The sequence below is a fragment of the uncultured Brachyspira sp. genome (genome assembly GCF_944390595.1).
Lineage (GTDB): Bacteria > Spirochaetota > Brachyspiria > Brachyspirales > Brachyspiraceae > Brachyspira.
In genome coordinates this window covers 38,414-54,210 of the sequence record NZ_CALXRN010000189.1, presented here as the reverse complement: position 1 = coordinate 54,210, position 15,797 = coordinate 38,414, and the positions used below count along the sequence as shown (strand labels likewise).

The following is a 15,797-nucleotide window of genomic DNA, read 5'->3' as shown; positions in this document are numbered from 1 at the left end:
CTCATGGCTTTCCTCCTAAAATTTTGTTTATATTTTAAAAACTCAGTATCACAATACTAGATTATAGTCCTGTAGCACTAAATTTGTTAAAACCTAATTCGTTTGTAGCACCAGTAATAACTTGTATCTCTGCTTCTATAGAGCCGTCTGGTTTTAATGATCCGTCAAATCCGCCAGCTATTTTATCTGTAAAGTCTAACATACCTATTACTTTATCCATTTTTGGTAAATTAATAATAACGTTAGCATTACCGCCTGATACAACAGCATTAGCAGATACATCAGCATCAGCCAATGATTGTGAAGATCCATCTCTTCCTGCATATTCATCTGTTACAAGACAAGTTTTTATACCAAGTGCTTCAATTTTCTTACAATTCATTATCAAGTCTGTATCTGGGTTACCAAATCCTTCTTCTGATACTATTACACCATCTAAGCCAAAATATTTAGCTAATTTAGATGACCAATCTGATGAACGCATCTTATCAGCTAAGAATACGTTTTCATTTGTAATAATAACACCCATAAAGTTATAATCTTTACCATGTCTTTCATATAAAGCTTTAATTATAGGGTTATTTAAATGGTGGTAAGTTGTGTTTTTATCGCAAGCTGATACACAGTTACCGCTTACTATAGCTCCATCCATAACTTCTGTTGGATAAACAAATGTTGGAACTATTTTTTTAGCATCAACACCATAAACATAAGTATCATGTAATAAACCTTGTGTTTGAAGCATATATACATAACCTACTTTTGGCAAATTAGGATACATTGCTGCTTGTTCAAATATAGGTTTAGTTTCATAACTGAAAGTTTTATCTGGTGTTAAGTCTTTAGCTAATTTACCTAGGTAAGTAGCTACTCTTAAACCAGCACCTCTTACTGCTGCTTCATAATCATGTTTTTCTATAGGCTCTACAGGCTCTATTAACAAACATAAATTATTAAGTTTTGAGAATGGAGTATAATCAGCACCAGGTCCTGTCATATCGATTATACCTTCTTGGAATCCAACTATTTTTCCGCAAGTAACAACAGCTGCACCTTTCAACACATGAGTTTTACCTTCTCCAACTGTATCTACTTTGGATATCATTCCAGGGAATATTCCGCCTCTGCCTTCAACTTTTACTCTTGGTTCGATTACATCTTTTACAGGAGTAATACGTACTGATTCACCAGGATGAGCTACATCAACTTTTACACTTTTTAACTTATCGTCTTCAAGTACAATTTTTGCAACCTCTTCCTCGTTTACATAAAGTACTCCATTCTCGACTCTTGAAATTTTGTCAAGCTTTATATCTTTAATATAAATCTCGCCTACTTCTAACTTCATATAGTCTCCTTTTTTTAAAGTTTTTTATAAATAATATATTAATTATAAACAAACAAAAAAAAGAGTGATAAATATATTATGCAATATATCTATCACTCTTATTTACAAAAATTAACCCAGAAGAAATTAAAGATTTAACTACTAAACGACCTAATATATGCATATTATAAAACCCTATTTTATTAAATAAATTATTAACAAAAAGATTACTAATTGCACCGCAATATGAATTGTTTACTCAAACATTAAATCTCATTACTTTCTTCCTTAAATATTTATTTTAAATATAACATTATTTTTAAATAATGCAACTTTTTTATTTTTTAATCAGCAAATTTTTCTTCAATATATTTGTTAGCAGAAATAGCTGCTATAGCACCATCAGCTGTAGCTGTAATAACCTGTCTCAACATTTTTGGTCTTAAATCTCCGCAAGCAAATACACCTTCAACATTTGTTTTCATTTCTTCATCTGTAACAATGTAGCCATCCTGCATGTTTACTTTACCTTCAAATAATTTTGTTAAAGGAACATAACCTACAAAAATGAATACACCAAATGTTCCGTCATTTTCATCTGCTTTATATTCATATTGCTCGCCTGTTTCATTGTTTAAGAATATAGCAGATTCTACTATACCATCACCTTTAACTTCTAAAAGCTCTGTTCTAAATTTAATTTCTACTTTAGGATTAGCTTTAGCTTTTTCCTCTATAGAGTTAGCACAGCGTACATAATCTTTTCTTACTATCAATGTTACTTTTCTAGCAAATTTAGATAAATACATTGCTTCTTCAACTGCAGTATCACCGCCGCCTACACAGAACACTTCTAAACCTTCAAAGAAGTTAGCATCGCATGTAGCACAGTAAGAAATACCTTTACCAGTATATTCTACCTCACCTTTACATCCTAATTTTCTAGGCTGAGCACCTGTTGCTATTATAACAACTTTAGATTCATAAGTAGAGCCGTCTGCAAGTTTTACTTCTTTTATCTTGCCCTCTAATTTAACATCTACTACTTCTTTATGTTCTATTTCGGCACCAAATTTTTTAGCCTGCTCTATCATTTTATTTATAAGGTTTTTAGGATGCTGTCCTTCTTCTGTTTCCTCAAAAAAACCTGGATAGTTAGCTATCTCATCAGTTATACTGATTTGTCCGCCGAAACTGCCTTTTTCAAAAAGAACAGTTTTTAATCTAGCTCTAGCAGAATATATGGCAGCAGCTAAACCTGAAGGACCGCCGCCTATTATAATACAGTCATATAAGTTACCCATAAAATCTCCCTTCTATTATTCAATTTTATAATAAACTTTCTATAGCACCAACTACAAGTTTAAAATCTATTAACTTAAAGTCTTCGTCTATAGTTTCCGTTAATTTCCTTCTAGGCTTATCTAAAAAGTTTCTTGTTAAAGCTATAGAACTCTCTATCATCTCTAAAGATTCTATATCAACAACATTATTATAAGCAAGAACTATACTTTTATATGGAGTTTCATAAGGCTTTATACTGCTTACTATAGGATGAGTCAAAAGCTTATAACACAAATGAACATGATCCCTAGCCTTATAAAGTATATCCATAAAATCTGAATCAGGAAAATACATTATTTCTATATTTTTACTATTTACTTCTTCAGCAATTTTTGGATTGTTAGTTATCAATATAGTTTTTTTACCGCTCATATTATATATACATGTTATATTATTTTAAATATTTGTCAAGTTATTATTACAACAATATTCTACTTTATTAAAAAAATATTTATATAAAATAAATAATTACTATTTATAATATTTCATTCTAAAACTATTTAATTTAAAATAACACTAAAATTATGTATAATAAATATATTATTTTAAGAAATATTATTTTCATATTTCATCTTTTATTTCACAAAAATATGTATATACCATCATAATTTATTAATAATATATATAATTTTGTAAAATCATATTTTTTTTAATAAAAACAATATTTTTTAGCTTTATACATTTTAAGCATTTTATAAAACTAATGAATATATACAATTATAAGTTACTAGCTGATACAAATACAAGTCTTTTAAAAATATTTAATGCAAAATCATGATGGGCATGCATCATTTCAGGATGAAACTGAACCCCAAGCACAAAATTTCCATTTTCCATATATTCTATACTTTCAATTATATCATCTTCAGAATAGCCTGTAGCTTTTAAATTACTTCCTAAATCTTTTATAGCTAAATGATGATATGAATTTACTCTTATCTTTTCTCCTAATATATCTCTTATTACACTGCCTTCTTTAGTTATAAAAGTATGAGTTGTCTCATAAGGCTTAGCACTTTGATTATGTTTTATATAGCAATTCTCTATAAGTGATAAATCCTGATATAAAGTACCTCCAAAATATACATTTAAAATTTGCAGCCCACGGCATATTCCAAGTATAGGCTTTTTCATCTCCAAAGCATATTTTATAAGTTTTAATTCGTATTCATCTCTTCTAGGGAAAATTCTTTCTAATTTGTAATGAATCTCTTCATTCCAATAAAAAGGATCAATATCATATCCCCCTGATAGTATAACTCCATCCACCCGGGATACTTGAACCTTTATATCCTCTTCATCATCTACAATCGGCATAATATATGGAATTCCTCCGGCTCTTGTTACAGAAAGCACATAATCATCATTAACATAAGCTCTTTCATAACCGCAAAACTCATCATCGCTTTTAATACTTAATAAACTTCCGCTTATTCCTATTATAGGTTTCATATAAACTCCAACATTTTTATTTATTGTATATTATTTTTTAATGAAAATTGATTTAATTTTAGATATAGTTTTTAACATATTTACTTTTTTATTATTATGAACTTTATTAAAATAATATAAAGCATCTTTAAAATATGATAGTTTATAGTAAGAAAATCCAATATTAAAATATATATCCTCATTTGAATTACCCAACTCTATAGATTTGAGTAAATCTTCTGCTGCCTCTTTATACAATTTTAATTTTAACTTTGCTTCTCCTCTTTTCTGATAAGAAAAAGAACATTTTGAATCTAATTCAATACTTTTATTAAGATCTTTTATTGCCTCTTCATAAAATTCTAATTTAATTTTTGATACAGCTCTATTGTAATATCCTTTAGAATAATATGGAGATAATTTCAATGCCTTATTAAAATATTCTAAAGACTCTTCATACATTCCTAAATCCTGCTTAACTATGCCTATATTATTATAAGCATGTACATAATTATTATCCATTTTTACAGCTTTATTGAAGTATCCAAGAGCCTCATCATATATTTTTAAATTATATTTTGATAACCCTATATTATAATAAGCTTTAAAATAGTTTTTATCCAATTCCAATGCCTTATTAAAATATTCTATAGCCTCTTCATACATACACAAATCATTTTTTATCAATCCTATATTATTATATGTATGAGCGTTCGGTGATATTTCTATGGTTTTATTATAATATTTAATAGCTTCTTCATAATTACCTAAATTATAATTGGAAAGTCCTATATTATTATAAGCCTGAATACAATTGGAATCTATCTCTATAGCTTTATTATAGTATTTTATAGCCTCTTCATAATGCCCAAGATTATGTTTAACTAATCCTATATTATTATAAGCATGTACATAATTAGGGTCCATACTTATGACCATTTCAAAATCTTTTATTGCATCTTCATACATTCCTATACTGCTTTTAGATAATCCTCTATTATTATAAAGCTCAATAATATCTCCATAATAAAAAATTAACTTATCAAAATATTCTATGGCTTTATTATAATCTTGTTTATTAAATGCCTCATCAGCCAATTTTAATAAATACTCACGATTATCCATAAATAAACTCCTAAAACAAATAATAAAGAATATATATACTTACAATTTCAGCTTATTTATAAAATAAGTAAAAAGATTTACATATAAAATGAGTAAAAATATTTATCTATTGTAAAATTATATAGCAGTTATTATATTTTGCAACTATTTTATCCTATTATATTCTATAATGTTCACATCTATACCATTATATGTGAAGTTACTTAATCGATTGGAATTAAATAAATGCTTATCAATATTTGGGAAAAATCTATCACAATTATAATCTTTATTTATATGAGTAAGATATACTTTATCAGCATAATCTAAAGCCTTTCTATATATAGATTCCCCTCCTATTATAAATATTTGATTATTCTTATCCAATAACAATTTAGAAATAGTATTCTCAAAAGATTTTTCATAAATTAAATTGTCATACTGTTTTATAAGTTCTTCATTAATATTAGATGATATAACAATATTTTTTCTTTTAGGAAGAGGTTTGCATCCCAAAGACTCAAAAGTTACACGTCCCATAAGTACAGGATACCCCATGGTTGTACTTCTGAAAAACTGCATATCTTCTTTAATATGTCCCCAAGGCATAATGCCATTTAATCCTATTCCGTTTTTAGAGTCAACTGCCGCAATTAATGAAATTATCATTTATTACCCTTATTTAAAAAATTAGAAAAATATTCATCTATCTCCTTTCTCATTTCAATACCAACTTCTTCAAAACATAATAAAATATCATTATATACATTATCTCCACCTATAAAATTCCAAAGATCCTCAGCTACCTTTAATTCTTTTTCTAAATCAAGCATTCCTGCAATAGTCCATCTTTCATAAGGTTTTGGTTCATAAGGATTATAAGGTATTCCTATCAAAGTATGAACATTCTTCTCACTATTATAATACAAACTAACTGCTGACCATTCCAGTAAAGTTCTTTTAAAACCTTTAAATTCACCTTTATTTGGTTTTGCTGTTTTCAAATCTATTAAATATATATCATTATCATTTTCAATATAAATGTCTATTTTTGTTAATTTTATTTTTTTAGGTTCACCTAATTTACATACTTTTTTTATTAAGTTAAGTTCCTCATTTCTATTAGGAGTTTTATTAGCAGATATTAGATCATCCATTATATTTTGTATTATTATTTGTGCTTCTGATGTAATTATATCTTTTGCCTCAACTTGTTTATCAATAATTTCAAATCTATCTTTACCTAACTCAACAGCTAATGGCTCAAATATAGAAGTACCGAAATTAGTATTTAACGATTGTATGAAAGAATACAAAGCCATTCTGTCTTTACCAAGCAATCTGGTATGAAAAGGCATTGATGTAGTTTCTGGTTTATAATCTTTAAATTTATTTCTTAAAACAGTATATAGTTTTTCTTTTATAGAATCTTTCTGTTTTTTAGTTAATGCCATAATAACTCCTAAAATTTATAATTCTTTCAAATGAAATATAATTTCTGAATATGCTGACTTATCTTTTTCAACCCTATTTAATACAGGCCTTTTAAAAGTATTAACTATTTTCATATCAGATTTCTCTGCTATTATAGGATACAAATTGTATTTATCATTAGCAACAATAAACACATCATAATCATTTATCATATATTTTTTAGAATTAATTAATACTTGAGATATATCTTTTACATATTCATTTTTAGCATTTGAACTTTTACCTTTAAATAAAGCTCCTATCTCATAATTATCATTTCTATCAAATCCAAATAAATCATAAGCATAAGCATGCTGCTCATGATAGTCTATCAAACCGATATATGGAGGACTTGTAAATATCCCTTTTATTTTTTTATTTTTTACAAATTCATAAAAGTCATTATCTATATCCCTCAAAATAGAAAAAATATCTATAGTCCTTGAATCTCCACTTATACATAATTGATGAGTATTAGTTCTTAATTTATTAAATTCATATAGACGCTTAATAGTATCAATAGAATATTTACTCCACCACTTAGTTATAGAAAATAAAGGCTTGCATATTTTATAATGCTTTCTACAATAATAAGTTGTTATAACTGGTTTTAATAATGTACCCAAATCAGAATGAGTAGTAGCCCTACATGAACGCATAGTTCTGCTTAAAATTACTTGTAAAATATCTTTTATTTTTACATCATCTATATCTTTTATTAAATTACTCATATATTCTAATTCATTAACTATACTAGGAATAAACCATTTATATATAAATGAATCATTATTTTTATTATTGTATAATTCTATATTATATTTTTTTATTAGATTATTATAAATTATTAAAAATTCATCTTCTTTTTCTTTACCGTATATTTTAGGATCTATTTCTTTATTTCTAACTTTCTTCTTATAATCTAATGTATTAAAATATATATTATTAAATTCAAATAATTTATTATTAAGTTCATTTTCAAATTCTACATTATTTTTCACATAATTTTCTAATTTATTAGTAAATATGCATATAATATTTTCAAGTTTTATCAAATCTATTTCATCTACTTTACAATTTGATATCATTGAATTAAAATTTGATATATCTATACCTATAGCATTAATACCTAACTCATTAGCCTGAACAAGAGTTGTACCGCTTCCACAAAAAGGATCTAATATTACATCATTTTTTTTAAAATAAACATCTTTTTTAAATTCATCCGTATGCGAATCTATAAAATACTCTACAAGCTGAGGTATAAATTTTCCTTTATAAGGATGAATCCTATGTACATGTTTAGTTGTATCTGACTCTTTTAAATCATCAAACGATAATTTCCAATTTAAATCATTTCCAAGTTTCTCTTTCCAATCTAATTCTCTCTTGTTTTTATCATAATATTTTTTTAAATCTGATTGTGATATATACGCAATACCATTATTTATAACTTTATCTATTAAAGCATATTGAATTAAATAACTAATATTAGATATAGTTACCACTTTATTTGTATACTTAGAAGCCCAAACAGCTGCATCATTTATCGTTATTAAATCATATTTATTCATTTATAAATAAACCTTTAAAAATCAAACTGCAACCTCCGCTTTTATAGTAGGATGATATTTATAACCCTCTAATCTAAAATCTTCATAAACATGGCTGAATATATTAGGACGTTCCTCTATAAATAATTCTGTAGTCTGCTCATAAGGTTCTCTTGAAATCTGAGTATTAACCTGTTCTATATGATTATTATAAATATGAGCATCCCCAAAAGTCATTATCAGCTCTGAAGCATGAAGTCCGCTATGCATAGCTAAAAGCCTTGTAAGTATAGCATAAGAACTTATATTAAAAGGCACACCTAAAAATAAATCCGCAGAACGCTGGTATAAATGCGTAATTATTCCGCCTTTACTATTAACTGAAAACTGACACATCATATGGCATGGAGGCAAATGCATTTTATCAATCTCCCCTACATTCCAAGCATTCAAAATATTCCTTCTGCTTGTAGGATTATTCCTTAATGTGTTTACTATATTGGATATTTGATCTATTTTATTGCCTTCTTTAGTTTCCCAAGCTCTCCATTGCTTGCCGTATACCGGTCCAAGTTCGCCCATATCATCAGCCCATTCATCCCATATATGAACATTATTTTCTAATAAGAATTTGATATTTGTTGATCCTTGCAAAAACCATAATAATTCTATAATAACACCTTTCATAAAAACTCTTTTAGTTGTTATAATAGGTATTTTATTCCCTTCAAATTTAAATCTTAACTGAGGTCCGAATATTCTTCTTGTTCCTACCCCTGTTCTATCTAAAGTTTCCTCGCCTTCTTCCAATACTTTTTTCAATAATTCTAAATAGTTTTTCATAGATTTTATACCTCAATATTGGTTAATTAATTAATAGAAGGACATTATATATGTTTAAAATATTTTATCAATAGAAACATTATGTCTAAATTAAAATAAAAATTAACATGCATACTATAATTTTATAATATGCCATTAACAAAAAAAGAAAAAATAAATATGATTTTTAGAATATTTACCATTATTTAAATCATCTGAGTTATCATAATAATTTTACTTTATAATCTAATATTATAACTCCATTAAAATATTATTAATTTATTACTGTAAGTTTTTTTATCATATTTTTGAAGAAAATCACTGCTTTTATTTAGATAATTTTTTATGATATAAAATAAATCTCAACAAACCTAAAAGTCTTCATTCCAGAGTCAAGCATTATTGAATTGATAAAACCAAGTAATATTGCTTCACTTCCTTTATCAGAAAAAAGGTATATAACAAAATAGTCATTTAATGTATTAAAATATTTTATATTTTTAAAACCGTTATCCATGTAAACATTATAATAAAAAATAACATTATTTGTCAAATTTTATAATTTTTGCTGTATATAATAAAAAGTATTAATTTTGTTTTATATTGCTGTTTGATACAATTCTTATTATTTCAAGTGTAATTTCCAAACTCTTATGAAATGAAGGTATAGGCAAAAACTCATATATAGAATGGAAATTATGAGCCCATGTAAAATAATTAGGAGTTAAAAGCCCTTTTACTGATAAAGCAGAACCGTCTGTACCGCCTCTCATAGATATAGTTTTCGGTTCTATATTAAGATTCCTCATAGCCTCGTATATAACATCTATGGCAAATCTGTCATCTTTTATAGAATCTGCAATATTTCCGTAAACATCTTCAATAGTTAATTCTATCTTTGCTCTAGGCTCCAATCTTTTGTACTTCTCAACAACTTCTATTATTTTATGCTTTTTCTCTTCATAGAGTTTTTTATTATGATCTCTTATATTTAGTTTTAAATATGCATTTCTTTGATTTCCTCCAATACCTTGAACCCATATATATCCTTCTTTTTTCTCAGTATTTTCAGGAGTTTCTTTTCTGTCGAATTCATTAGCCATATCTATTGCTATGAGTATAGGATTAACTAATACTCCCTTAGCACTCATAGGATGAGCTGTTACACCCTCTATATCTATGGAAGCACTCCCTGCATTAAATGTTTCATATACCACCTCGCCTATTTCGCATGAATCTATTGTATAGGCAAAATCTGGTTTAAATACAGTCAAATCTAATGCTTTAGAACCAAGCAGTCCTATTTCTTCATCCGGTACAAAAGCTATGTATATATCACCATGCTCAATATTATTATCTATTATATATTTTAAAGTTGACATAATAGTAGCTATTGCCGCCTTATTATCCGCACCTAATACGCTTGTGCCGTCAGAAAATATAATATCATTATTCATATAATTATTAATTTCAGGATGATCTGATACTTTAAATATTATATTTTTTTCTTTATTCAAACATAAATCTTCACCTTTGAATTTAAGTATTTGAGGAAAAACATCTCCTGTAAGTCCTATATCTACAGTGTCAAGGTGTGATACAAAACCAATAGAATATGTATTATCTTTATTTTTAGGAAGAAGTGCTGTAACTATTGCATTTTCATTTACAATTACATCATTTAATCCAAAAGATTTTAAATCTTCAGCAAGAACTTTAGCAAGCTTCATTTGCCCCTCAGAACTTGGAAGTGTTTTTGCTCCTGCTATGCTTTGACTTGGTATTGAAACATATTTAAAAAAACTATCTATTTGAAATTTCTTGATATCATCGTTTAACATACTGCCCTCTTTTAGAATACAATTAGAATATACAAATAAATGTATTATATATAATAATAAAAAATAATCATCAATAGAAATTTTTATTTTATAATTTTTATTACGATATTATAAATAAATATATTTTGAGGTATAATATGTACAAACTATATCTAATTATAATATTGCTTTTTACTATCACTTCATGCCAAAAAAAAGAAAATATAAGCGTAGAAAAACCTACTGTAGATACAAGATTTGTAGGTACATGGATATTTAAAAATGATAATAATGAATATGAGCGATATACTTTTTTCAATAATAATAAGATAGAATACAGTAATAATTATAATTACAATAGTTCGGCAAGTAATGAAATATTAACCTATGAATGGAAAAAAGAAGGTCAAAACTATTATTACAGACTATGGAATAATAAATTAGACAGTTGGTCAGCTTTCCCAATAAAATATATTAATACAAATATGATAAAAATATATTCAGATTTCTTTAAAAAATCATATATTTAATATATAATGTTAAATATCTTTTATTTGGATTTATTAAAAAGTGGATTTATTAGTTCTTATATTTTTTATAATAATTATTATTATATTTATATTAATGTTTGGAATATTATTCTTCGTTTCCGGAATAAGTAAAGTTGTAGATTTAATATCAATGGTAGTATTTAGAAATCATGAAGATTGTCCGTTCTGTAACTGCAGAAATTCTATGAGAATTATAAAAACATCAACAGGGTACAAAAAAGTGTGTAATAAATGTAAATTTTCCGTAGAAATAGAAGATAATAAAATAGATAAAGATGATAAAAAAGAATAATATATTTGCGAGAGGAGGGAGTCGAACCCTCATGCCTAGGGCGCTAGATCCTAAGTCTAGTGCGTCTGCCAATTTCGCCACCCTCGCTTTTGTCTATATATTATACATTATATAATTTTTTTTTGCAAGAAGTGTTTTATGACTAAAATCCAAAAAGTTAAAAAATTTTTTAATAAATTAAAGGTATTCTTCACAGAAGACATATATAACCTAGATCAAAATGCATTCAAACCTGTACAAAGATTCTTTATAGATACATATAGAATTATAGTATTTGCTGTAACAGATTTTTTTAAAGATGACTGTACCATAAGAGCAGCATCTTTAACATATCTTGTTACATTGTCTTTTATACCTGCATTAATAGTAGGGCTTTTCATATTGAGAATATTTAATATATACCAGAATATATTTGTAGTTATATTTGAATGGATGGAAAAAAATGCTCCTTTTTATGAACCAATGGTTAGGCAGATACTTAATATTGCAGATAATACAGATTTAGCCAGCTTTGGAATTATAGGAGTAATATCTACTATAATAAGTACAGCATTAATACTGCATAATATACAAAATTGTCTAATAAAAATATGGCGTGTAAAAATAAAAACATCTATACCTAGGGTGGCTGCAAACTATATAGCATTATTATTTTTAATACCTATATTAATAGGTATATCTTTCACTTTAATAACCTATACATCTATAAGTTTGCATAATCTCCCTACCCTAATACGCATACTATTATCATGGGTAACACCTATAATAGCAATGTCTATATTAATTTTATTTTCCTATGTATTAGTTCCTCAAACAAAAGTAAATTGGTCTAATGCCGCCATATCATCCGTTTTAGTAGCTGTAACTATAATATCTTTATTCAGTGTATATTTTAGGCTAAATATAAATGTAAAAAATTATAAACAGATATTTGATAGTGATAAATACAAAATAGAATATATTGTCAAAGAAATAAACAGTTATAATAGTAATGCAGAAATTGACAGTATAGAAACCAATGAATATTTAACTAATGAAAATATAAGTATTATTAATAATGCTATTAACAATAATAGAGAAATAAATTTAAAAAATGTATCTAATATTAAATTAGAAAGAGTAAATTATATTATAAAAGAAAATATAGGTACTGGTTTAGCGGCAGCTAGATATGAAAAAGAGGCTGTTTCAACTAATATTCTTAATTTTAGCAACTTCTCACCAAATATAGAGGAACAACTATTAAAATACAGCTTCAAAATAAATGATGTGGTAGTAATAAGCAGTGAGGATAATATGTTAACTAGCATAGCGCCTGCCGAATTATCATCAGCAAGTTCATTTGCCCAAATACCAGTATTATTATTGCTATTATATATAGTATGGATAATTATATTATTTGGGGCGGAACTTACATATTCAATACAGTATTGCAGATCTTATGGTGTAGATAAAAACAGTATAAGATTATCTTTTGCTGAAAAAGAAGTTATAGCATTAGAATTTATGCACATAATAGCTTACAGATTTATAAATAGAAAAAAAGCAATAACAATGTATGAATTAGCCAAAGAATTAAAAACTGCCCCTACTATAATAAATGAAATCTCAGAACCTTTGGAAAAATCTATGTATGTTATAAAAGTGGTTAATGGTTCAAACATATCATATTCATTAGGATGTCAGCCGGAATCAATAACTATAGGAGATATTATACATGCATTAAAAATGGACGGAGGATTTAGAAATAAAAATTTAAATTCTAATGATAAATATAAAAATATAATATATCAGAATAAAGCTATAACAACTAAAGATTATAATACAAATTTATTAAATTTGGTACATTATAAGTATAATAAGAGTTAATAATTTGACTTATTCCATATATAATATATAATTATTATATAAATCGTACATTGAGGTCATCATGAAAGCCATATTCAAACATATGAACAATCTAGTATTTAAATTTTTATTTCCATTTTCAGCGTTTTTATTGGTAGTATATATAGGATTGATTGTTATATATGAACCTGTATATAAAAAAGTGTTTATCAATGAAAAAATGAATTTAATAAACAATATTAGAACAGATATATACAATTGGCTTTTATACTTTGATTCTAAAATAGAAATTATAAGATCATACAATACTAGTCCTATATCAAAAGAAGATATGTTAAATGCATTTGGAGAAATTTTAAAAGATAAAGGTATGGTAGATCTATATTTTGCAAATGATATACCATATAAAGACGGAGGATCTTTTATTAACCTTTTAGAATCTAGTCTTCCTCCCGATTATGACCAAACCACTAGAGAATGGTATCAAGGAGCTTTGAAAACAACTAATTTTTATATTTGTGCACCTTATATTGCAGCTACTACTGGAGAAGTTGTGGTTACTTTCGCTAAGGCAGTTTATACCAATAATGCTTTAAAAGGTATTATTGGAATGGATATATCATTAAAAAATTTGGATGTTATAGCAGATAAATACTCTTCAAAATCTGGTATAACAATGAATGTAGTTACTGATAAAGGAGTATATCTAAACCATAAAGACCCTCAATATTTATTAAGTGAAAACAATACTTTGGTTTCCAATCCTTTATTTGCAAATCACATGAATGATTTATTGAATAATAATGTTTTTTATAATTTAGGTAAAAAAGATTGGATAATGAGTACGCATATACCATACGTTACTTGGATATGTACTGTTTACGGAGATACTTCTCAATTAAACAAATCTATAATGTCATTCAGGTTAATGTCATTAGTTGTTATTTTACTTTTGATTTTGTTAGAAACTATACTTGTGCTTTTAATAGCTAAACCTATTTCAAACAGTTTAAATATAGTTTCAGATAATATTAGTAAAATGTCTGACGGAAATTTCCACATTCAGTTTAATGAAAAATATGTCAATAAAAAAGACGAAATGGGAAAAGTTGTAAATTCAATAAATAGAATGCAGGTTAATATATCAGAAGTAATATATAATATAAAATCTGAAATTAATGTTATCAATAATGATGCTGTTACAATATCAAACGGAAGCTCAAACTTATCAGACAGAACTGCATCTCAGGCAGCTTCATTAGAAGAATTAGCAAGTTCTATAGAAGCATTGTCATCATCATTAAAAGAAACTTCAATAAATGTATCAAATGCTAAAGATGTTAGTTCAAAAGCAGCTGATGCCACTAAAAGCAGTGTTGAAGTATCAAGCAAAACATTAAGGGATATGCAGGAAATTTCAGAATCTAGTAAAAAAATATCTGAAATCACAAAAATGATACAATCCATAGCATTTCAAACTAATATACTTGCACTTAACGCTGCTGTTGAAGCCGCACGTGCCGGAGAACAAGGAAGAGGTTTTGCTGTTGTTGCATCAGAGATAAGATCATTAGCACAAACAGTAAACGATGCTGCAAGCGAAATAACAAATATAACATCTGACACTATAGAAAAAATTAATATAGGTAATGAAGCCGTTGCATTATCAGCAAAATTATTAGGAGATATAGAAACTTTTGTTGTTGAAGTATCTGAAGAATTGGCTAATATAACAAATGCAATAATGCAGGAAGATGAGAATATAGCTCAGATAAAAATTGCTGTTGATCAATTAAATGATATTACTCAGGAAAATTCTTTTATGGCTCAGGAAAGTGCAGAGTTGAGTAAAAATGTATCTGAGAAAACTGAAAATATGGTTAAGGATTTAGAATATTTCTCCTTAGATTAATAAATAAAATACTTGACAGATTTACATTTAAATATATATTTAATAAAATAAATTTGTTTTTAAAAAGGAAATATTATGCCAACTTATGAATATAAATGTGAAAAATGCGGTAATGAATTTGAGGAATTTCAATCAATGTCAGCAGAGGCTAAAGCAAATTGTCCAGAATGCGGTGCAGAAGCTAAAAGAATGATATCTCTTAATAGCGGAATCATATTCAAAGGCAAAGGCTTTTATGTAAATGATTATAAAGGAAAAAATAGTGCTTCTTCAAATGGAGATAATCAAACTCCTACTAAAAGCTGCTGAGGAGTTTAATTTTA

General features: G+C 26.6%; 16 protein-coding genes and 1 tRNA gene. 5 read left to right on the top strand and 12 right to left on the bottom strand.

The annotated features are described in order from the left end of the window. Positions 1-61 precede the first annotated feature (61 nt). The 11 genes from Q0J90_RS11360 to pepT all read right to left on the bottom strand — a co-directional run bounded on the left by Q0J90_RS11360 (position 62) and on the right by pepT (position 10,892). Positions 62-1,348: a glycine/sarcosine/betaine reductase component B subunit gene (locus tag Q0J90_RS11360; RefSeq protein WP_297278015.1), complete on the bottom strand. Its 1,287-nt coding sequence runs from the start codon at positions 1,346-1,348 to the stop codon at positions 62-64. A 323-nt stretch (positions 1,349-1,671) separates the two neighbouring features. Continuing rightward, positions 1,672-2,631 (bottom strand): thioredoxin-disulfide reductase, encoded by a 960-nt coding sequence (gene trxB / locus Q0J90_RS11355; protein WP_297278014.1) that lies wholly within the window; start codon positions 2,629-2,631, stop codon positions 1,672-1,674. 25 nt (positions 2,632-2,656) lie between these two features. Then, complete coding sequence (locus Q0J90_RS11350) at positions 2,657-3,043, bottom strand: GrdX family protein (protein WP_297278013.1); 387 nt, start codon at positions 3,041-3,043, stop codon at positions 2,657-2,659. Positions 3,044-3,388: 345 nt separating this feature from the next. Further along, a complete protein-coding gene (locus Q0J90_RS11345) occupies positions 3,389-4,123 on the bottom strand; it encodes a gamma-glutamyl-gamma-aminobutyrate hydrolase family protein (protein WP_297278012.1) in 735 nt (244 codons plus the stop codon). Positions 4,124-4,153: 30 nt separating this feature from the next. Then, positions 4,154-5,227: a tetratricopeptide repeat protein gene (locus Q0J90_RS11340; RefSeq protein WP_297278011.1), complete on the bottom strand. Its 1,074-nt coding sequence runs from the start codon at positions 5,225-5,227 to the stop codon at positions 4,154-4,156. A 144-nt stretch (positions 5,228-5,371) separates the two neighbouring features. After that, on the bottom strand, positions 5,372-5,875 hold the full coding sequence (locus Q0J90_RS11335; protein WP_297278010.1) for a dihydrofolate reductase: 504 nt from the start codon (positions 5,873-5,875) through the stop codon (positions 5,372-5,374). Further along, positions 5,872-6,660, bottom strand: a complete 789-nt coding sequence (locus Q0J90_RS11330; RefSeq protein WP_297278009.1) for a TdeIII family type II restriction endonuclease — start codon at positions 6,658-6,660, stop codon at positions 5,872-5,874. The genes Q0J90_RS11335 and Q0J90_RS11330 overlap by 4 nt, the downstream gene beginning before the upstream one ends. A gap of 15 nt (positions 6,661-6,675) precedes the next feature. Continuing rightward, positions 6,676-8,250 carry a DNA methyltransferase gene (locus Q0J90_RS11325; protein ID WP_297278008.1) on the bottom strand — a complete coding sequence of 525 codons (1,575 nt, stop codon included), beginning with the start codon at positions 8,248-8,250 and terminating at the stop codon, positions 6,676-6,678. Positions 8,251-8,271: 21 nt separating this feature from the next. After that, positions 8,272-9,072, bottom strand: coding sequence for a thymidylate synthase (locus Q0J90_RS11320; RefSeq protein ID WP_297278007.1), 801 nt, complete (start codon positions 9,070-9,072; stop codon positions 8,272-8,274). A 322-nt stretch (positions 9,073-9,394) separates the two neighbouring features. Then, positions 9,395-9,568, bottom strand: coding sequence for a hypothetical protein (locus tag Q0J90_RS11315; protein WP_297278016.1), 174 nt, complete (start codon positions 9,566-9,568; stop codon positions 9,395-9,397). 70 nt (positions 9,569-9,638) lie between these two features. Then, entirely contained in the window at positions 9,639-10,892 is a 1,254-nt protein-coding gene (pepT, locus tag Q0J90_RS11310; RefSeq protein ID WP_297278006.1) for a peptidase T, read from the bottom strand. Between the two features lie 137 nt (positions 10,893-11,029). On the opposite strand from pepT, the gene Q0J90_RS11305 reads away from it, so the two are divergent. Both Q0J90_RS11305 and Q0J90_RS11300 read left to right on the top strand, forming a co-directional pair. Further along, entirely contained in the window at positions 11,030-11,401 is a 372-nt protein-coding gene (locus Q0J90_RS11305) for a hypothetical protein (RefSeq protein WP_297278005.1), read from the top strand. 40 nt (positions 11,402-11,441) lie between these two features. Next, a complete protein-coding gene (locus Q0J90_RS11300; RefSeq protein ID WP_297278004.1) occupies positions 11,442-11,714 on the top strand; it encodes a hypothetical protein in 273 nt (90 codons plus the stop codon). Positions 11,715-11,720: 6 nt separating this feature from the next. Here the strand turns inward: Q0J90_RS11300 and Q0J90_RS11295 are convergent. Further along, positions 11,721-11,801 (bottom strand) — tRNA-Leu (locus Q0J90_RS11295). A gap of 51 nt (positions 11,802-11,852) precedes the next feature. Between Q0J90_RS11295 and Q0J90_RS11290 the strand changes: the two genes are divergently transcribed. The 3 genes from Q0J90_RS11290 (at position 11,853) to Q0J90_RS11280 (ending at position 15,783) form a co-directional block, all read left to right on the top strand. Continuing rightward, positions 11,853-13,583: a YhjD/YihY/BrkB family envelope integrity protein gene (locus Q0J90_RS11290; RefSeq protein WP_297278003.1), complete on the top strand. Its 1,731-nt coding sequence runs from the start codon at positions 11,853-11,855 to the stop codon at positions 13,581-13,583. Positions 13,584-13,644: 61 nt separating this feature from the next. After that, on the top strand, positions 13,645-15,474 hold the full coding sequence (locus Q0J90_RS11285; protein WP_297278002.1) for a methyl-accepting chemotaxis protein: 1,830 nt from the start codon (positions 13,645-13,647) through the stop codon (positions 15,472-15,474). A 75-nt stretch (positions 15,475-15,549) separates the two neighbouring features. Beyond that, positions 15,550-15,783, top strand: coding sequence for a zinc ribbon domain-containing protein (locus tag Q0J90_RS11280; RefSeq protein ID WP_297278001.1), 234 nt, complete (start codon positions 15,550-15,552; stop codon positions 15,781-15,783). Positions 15,784-15,797 lie beyond the last annotated feature (14 nt).

What these genes read in the sequence shown, in the direction of transcription:
- Q0J90_RS11360 (WP_297278015.1), bottom strand. Translation starts at nt 1,348, where the DNA reads ATGAAGTTAGAAGTAGGCGAGATTTATATTAAAGATATAAAGCTTGAC.
- trxB (WP_297278014.1), bottom strand. Translation starts at nt 2,631, where the DNA reads ATGGGTAACTTATATGACTGTATTATAATAGGCGGCGGTCCTTCAGGT.
- Q0J90_RS11350 (WP_297278013.1), bottom strand. Translation starts at nt 3,043, where the DNA reads ATGAGCGGTAAAAAAACTATATTGATAACTAACAATCCAAAAATTGCT.
- Q0J90_RS11345 (WP_297278012.1), bottom strand. Translation starts at nt 4,123, where the DNA reads ATGAAACCTATAATAGGAATAAGCGGAAGTTTATTAAGTATTAAAAGC.
- Q0J90_RS11340 (WP_297278011.1), bottom strand. Translation starts at nt 5,227, where the DNA reads ATGGATAATCGTGAGTATTTATTAAAATTGGCTGATGAGGCATTTAAT.
- Q0J90_RS11335 (WP_297278010.1), bottom strand. Translation starts at nt 5,875, where the DNA reads ATGATAATTTCATTAATTGCGGCAGTTGACTCTAAAAACGGAATAGGA.
- Q0J90_RS11330 (WP_297278009.1), bottom strand. Translation starts at nt 6,660, where the DNA reads ATGGCATTAACTAAAAAACAGAAAGATTCTATAAAAGAAAAACTATAT.
- Q0J90_RS11325 (WP_297278008.1), bottom strand. Translation starts at nt 8,250, where the DNA reads ATGAATAAATATGATTTAATAACGATAAATGATGCAGCTGTTTGGGCT.
- Q0J90_RS11320 (WP_297278007.1), bottom strand. Translation starts at nt 9,072, where the DNA reads ATGAAAAACTATTTAGAATTATTGAAAAAAGTATTGGAAGAAGGCGAG.
- Q0J90_RS11315 (WP_297278016.1), bottom strand. Translation starts at nt 9,568, where the DNA reads ATGGATAACGGTTTTAAAAATATAAAATATTTTAATACATTAAATGAC.
- pepT (WP_297278006.1), bottom strand. Translation starts at nt 10,892, where the DNA reads ATGTTAAACGATGATATCAAGAAATTTCAAATAGATAGTTTTTTTAAA.
- Q0J90_RS11305 (WP_297278005.1), top strand. Translation starts at nt 11,030, where the DNA reads ATGTACAAACTATATCTAATTATAATATTGCTTTTTACTATCACTTCA.
- Q0J90_RS11290 (WP_297278003.1), top strand. Translation starts at nt 11,853, where the DNA reads ATGACTAAAATCCAAAAAGTTAAAAAATTTTTTAATAAATTAAAGGTA.
- Q0J90_RS11285 (WP_297278002.1), top strand. Translation starts at nt 13,645, where the DNA reads ATGAAAGCCATATTCAAACATATGAACAATCTAGTATTTAAATTTTTA.
- Q0J90_RS11280 (WP_297278001.1), top strand. Translation starts at nt 15,550, where the DNA reads ATGCCAACTTATGAATATAAATGTGAAAAATGCGGTAATGAATTTGAG.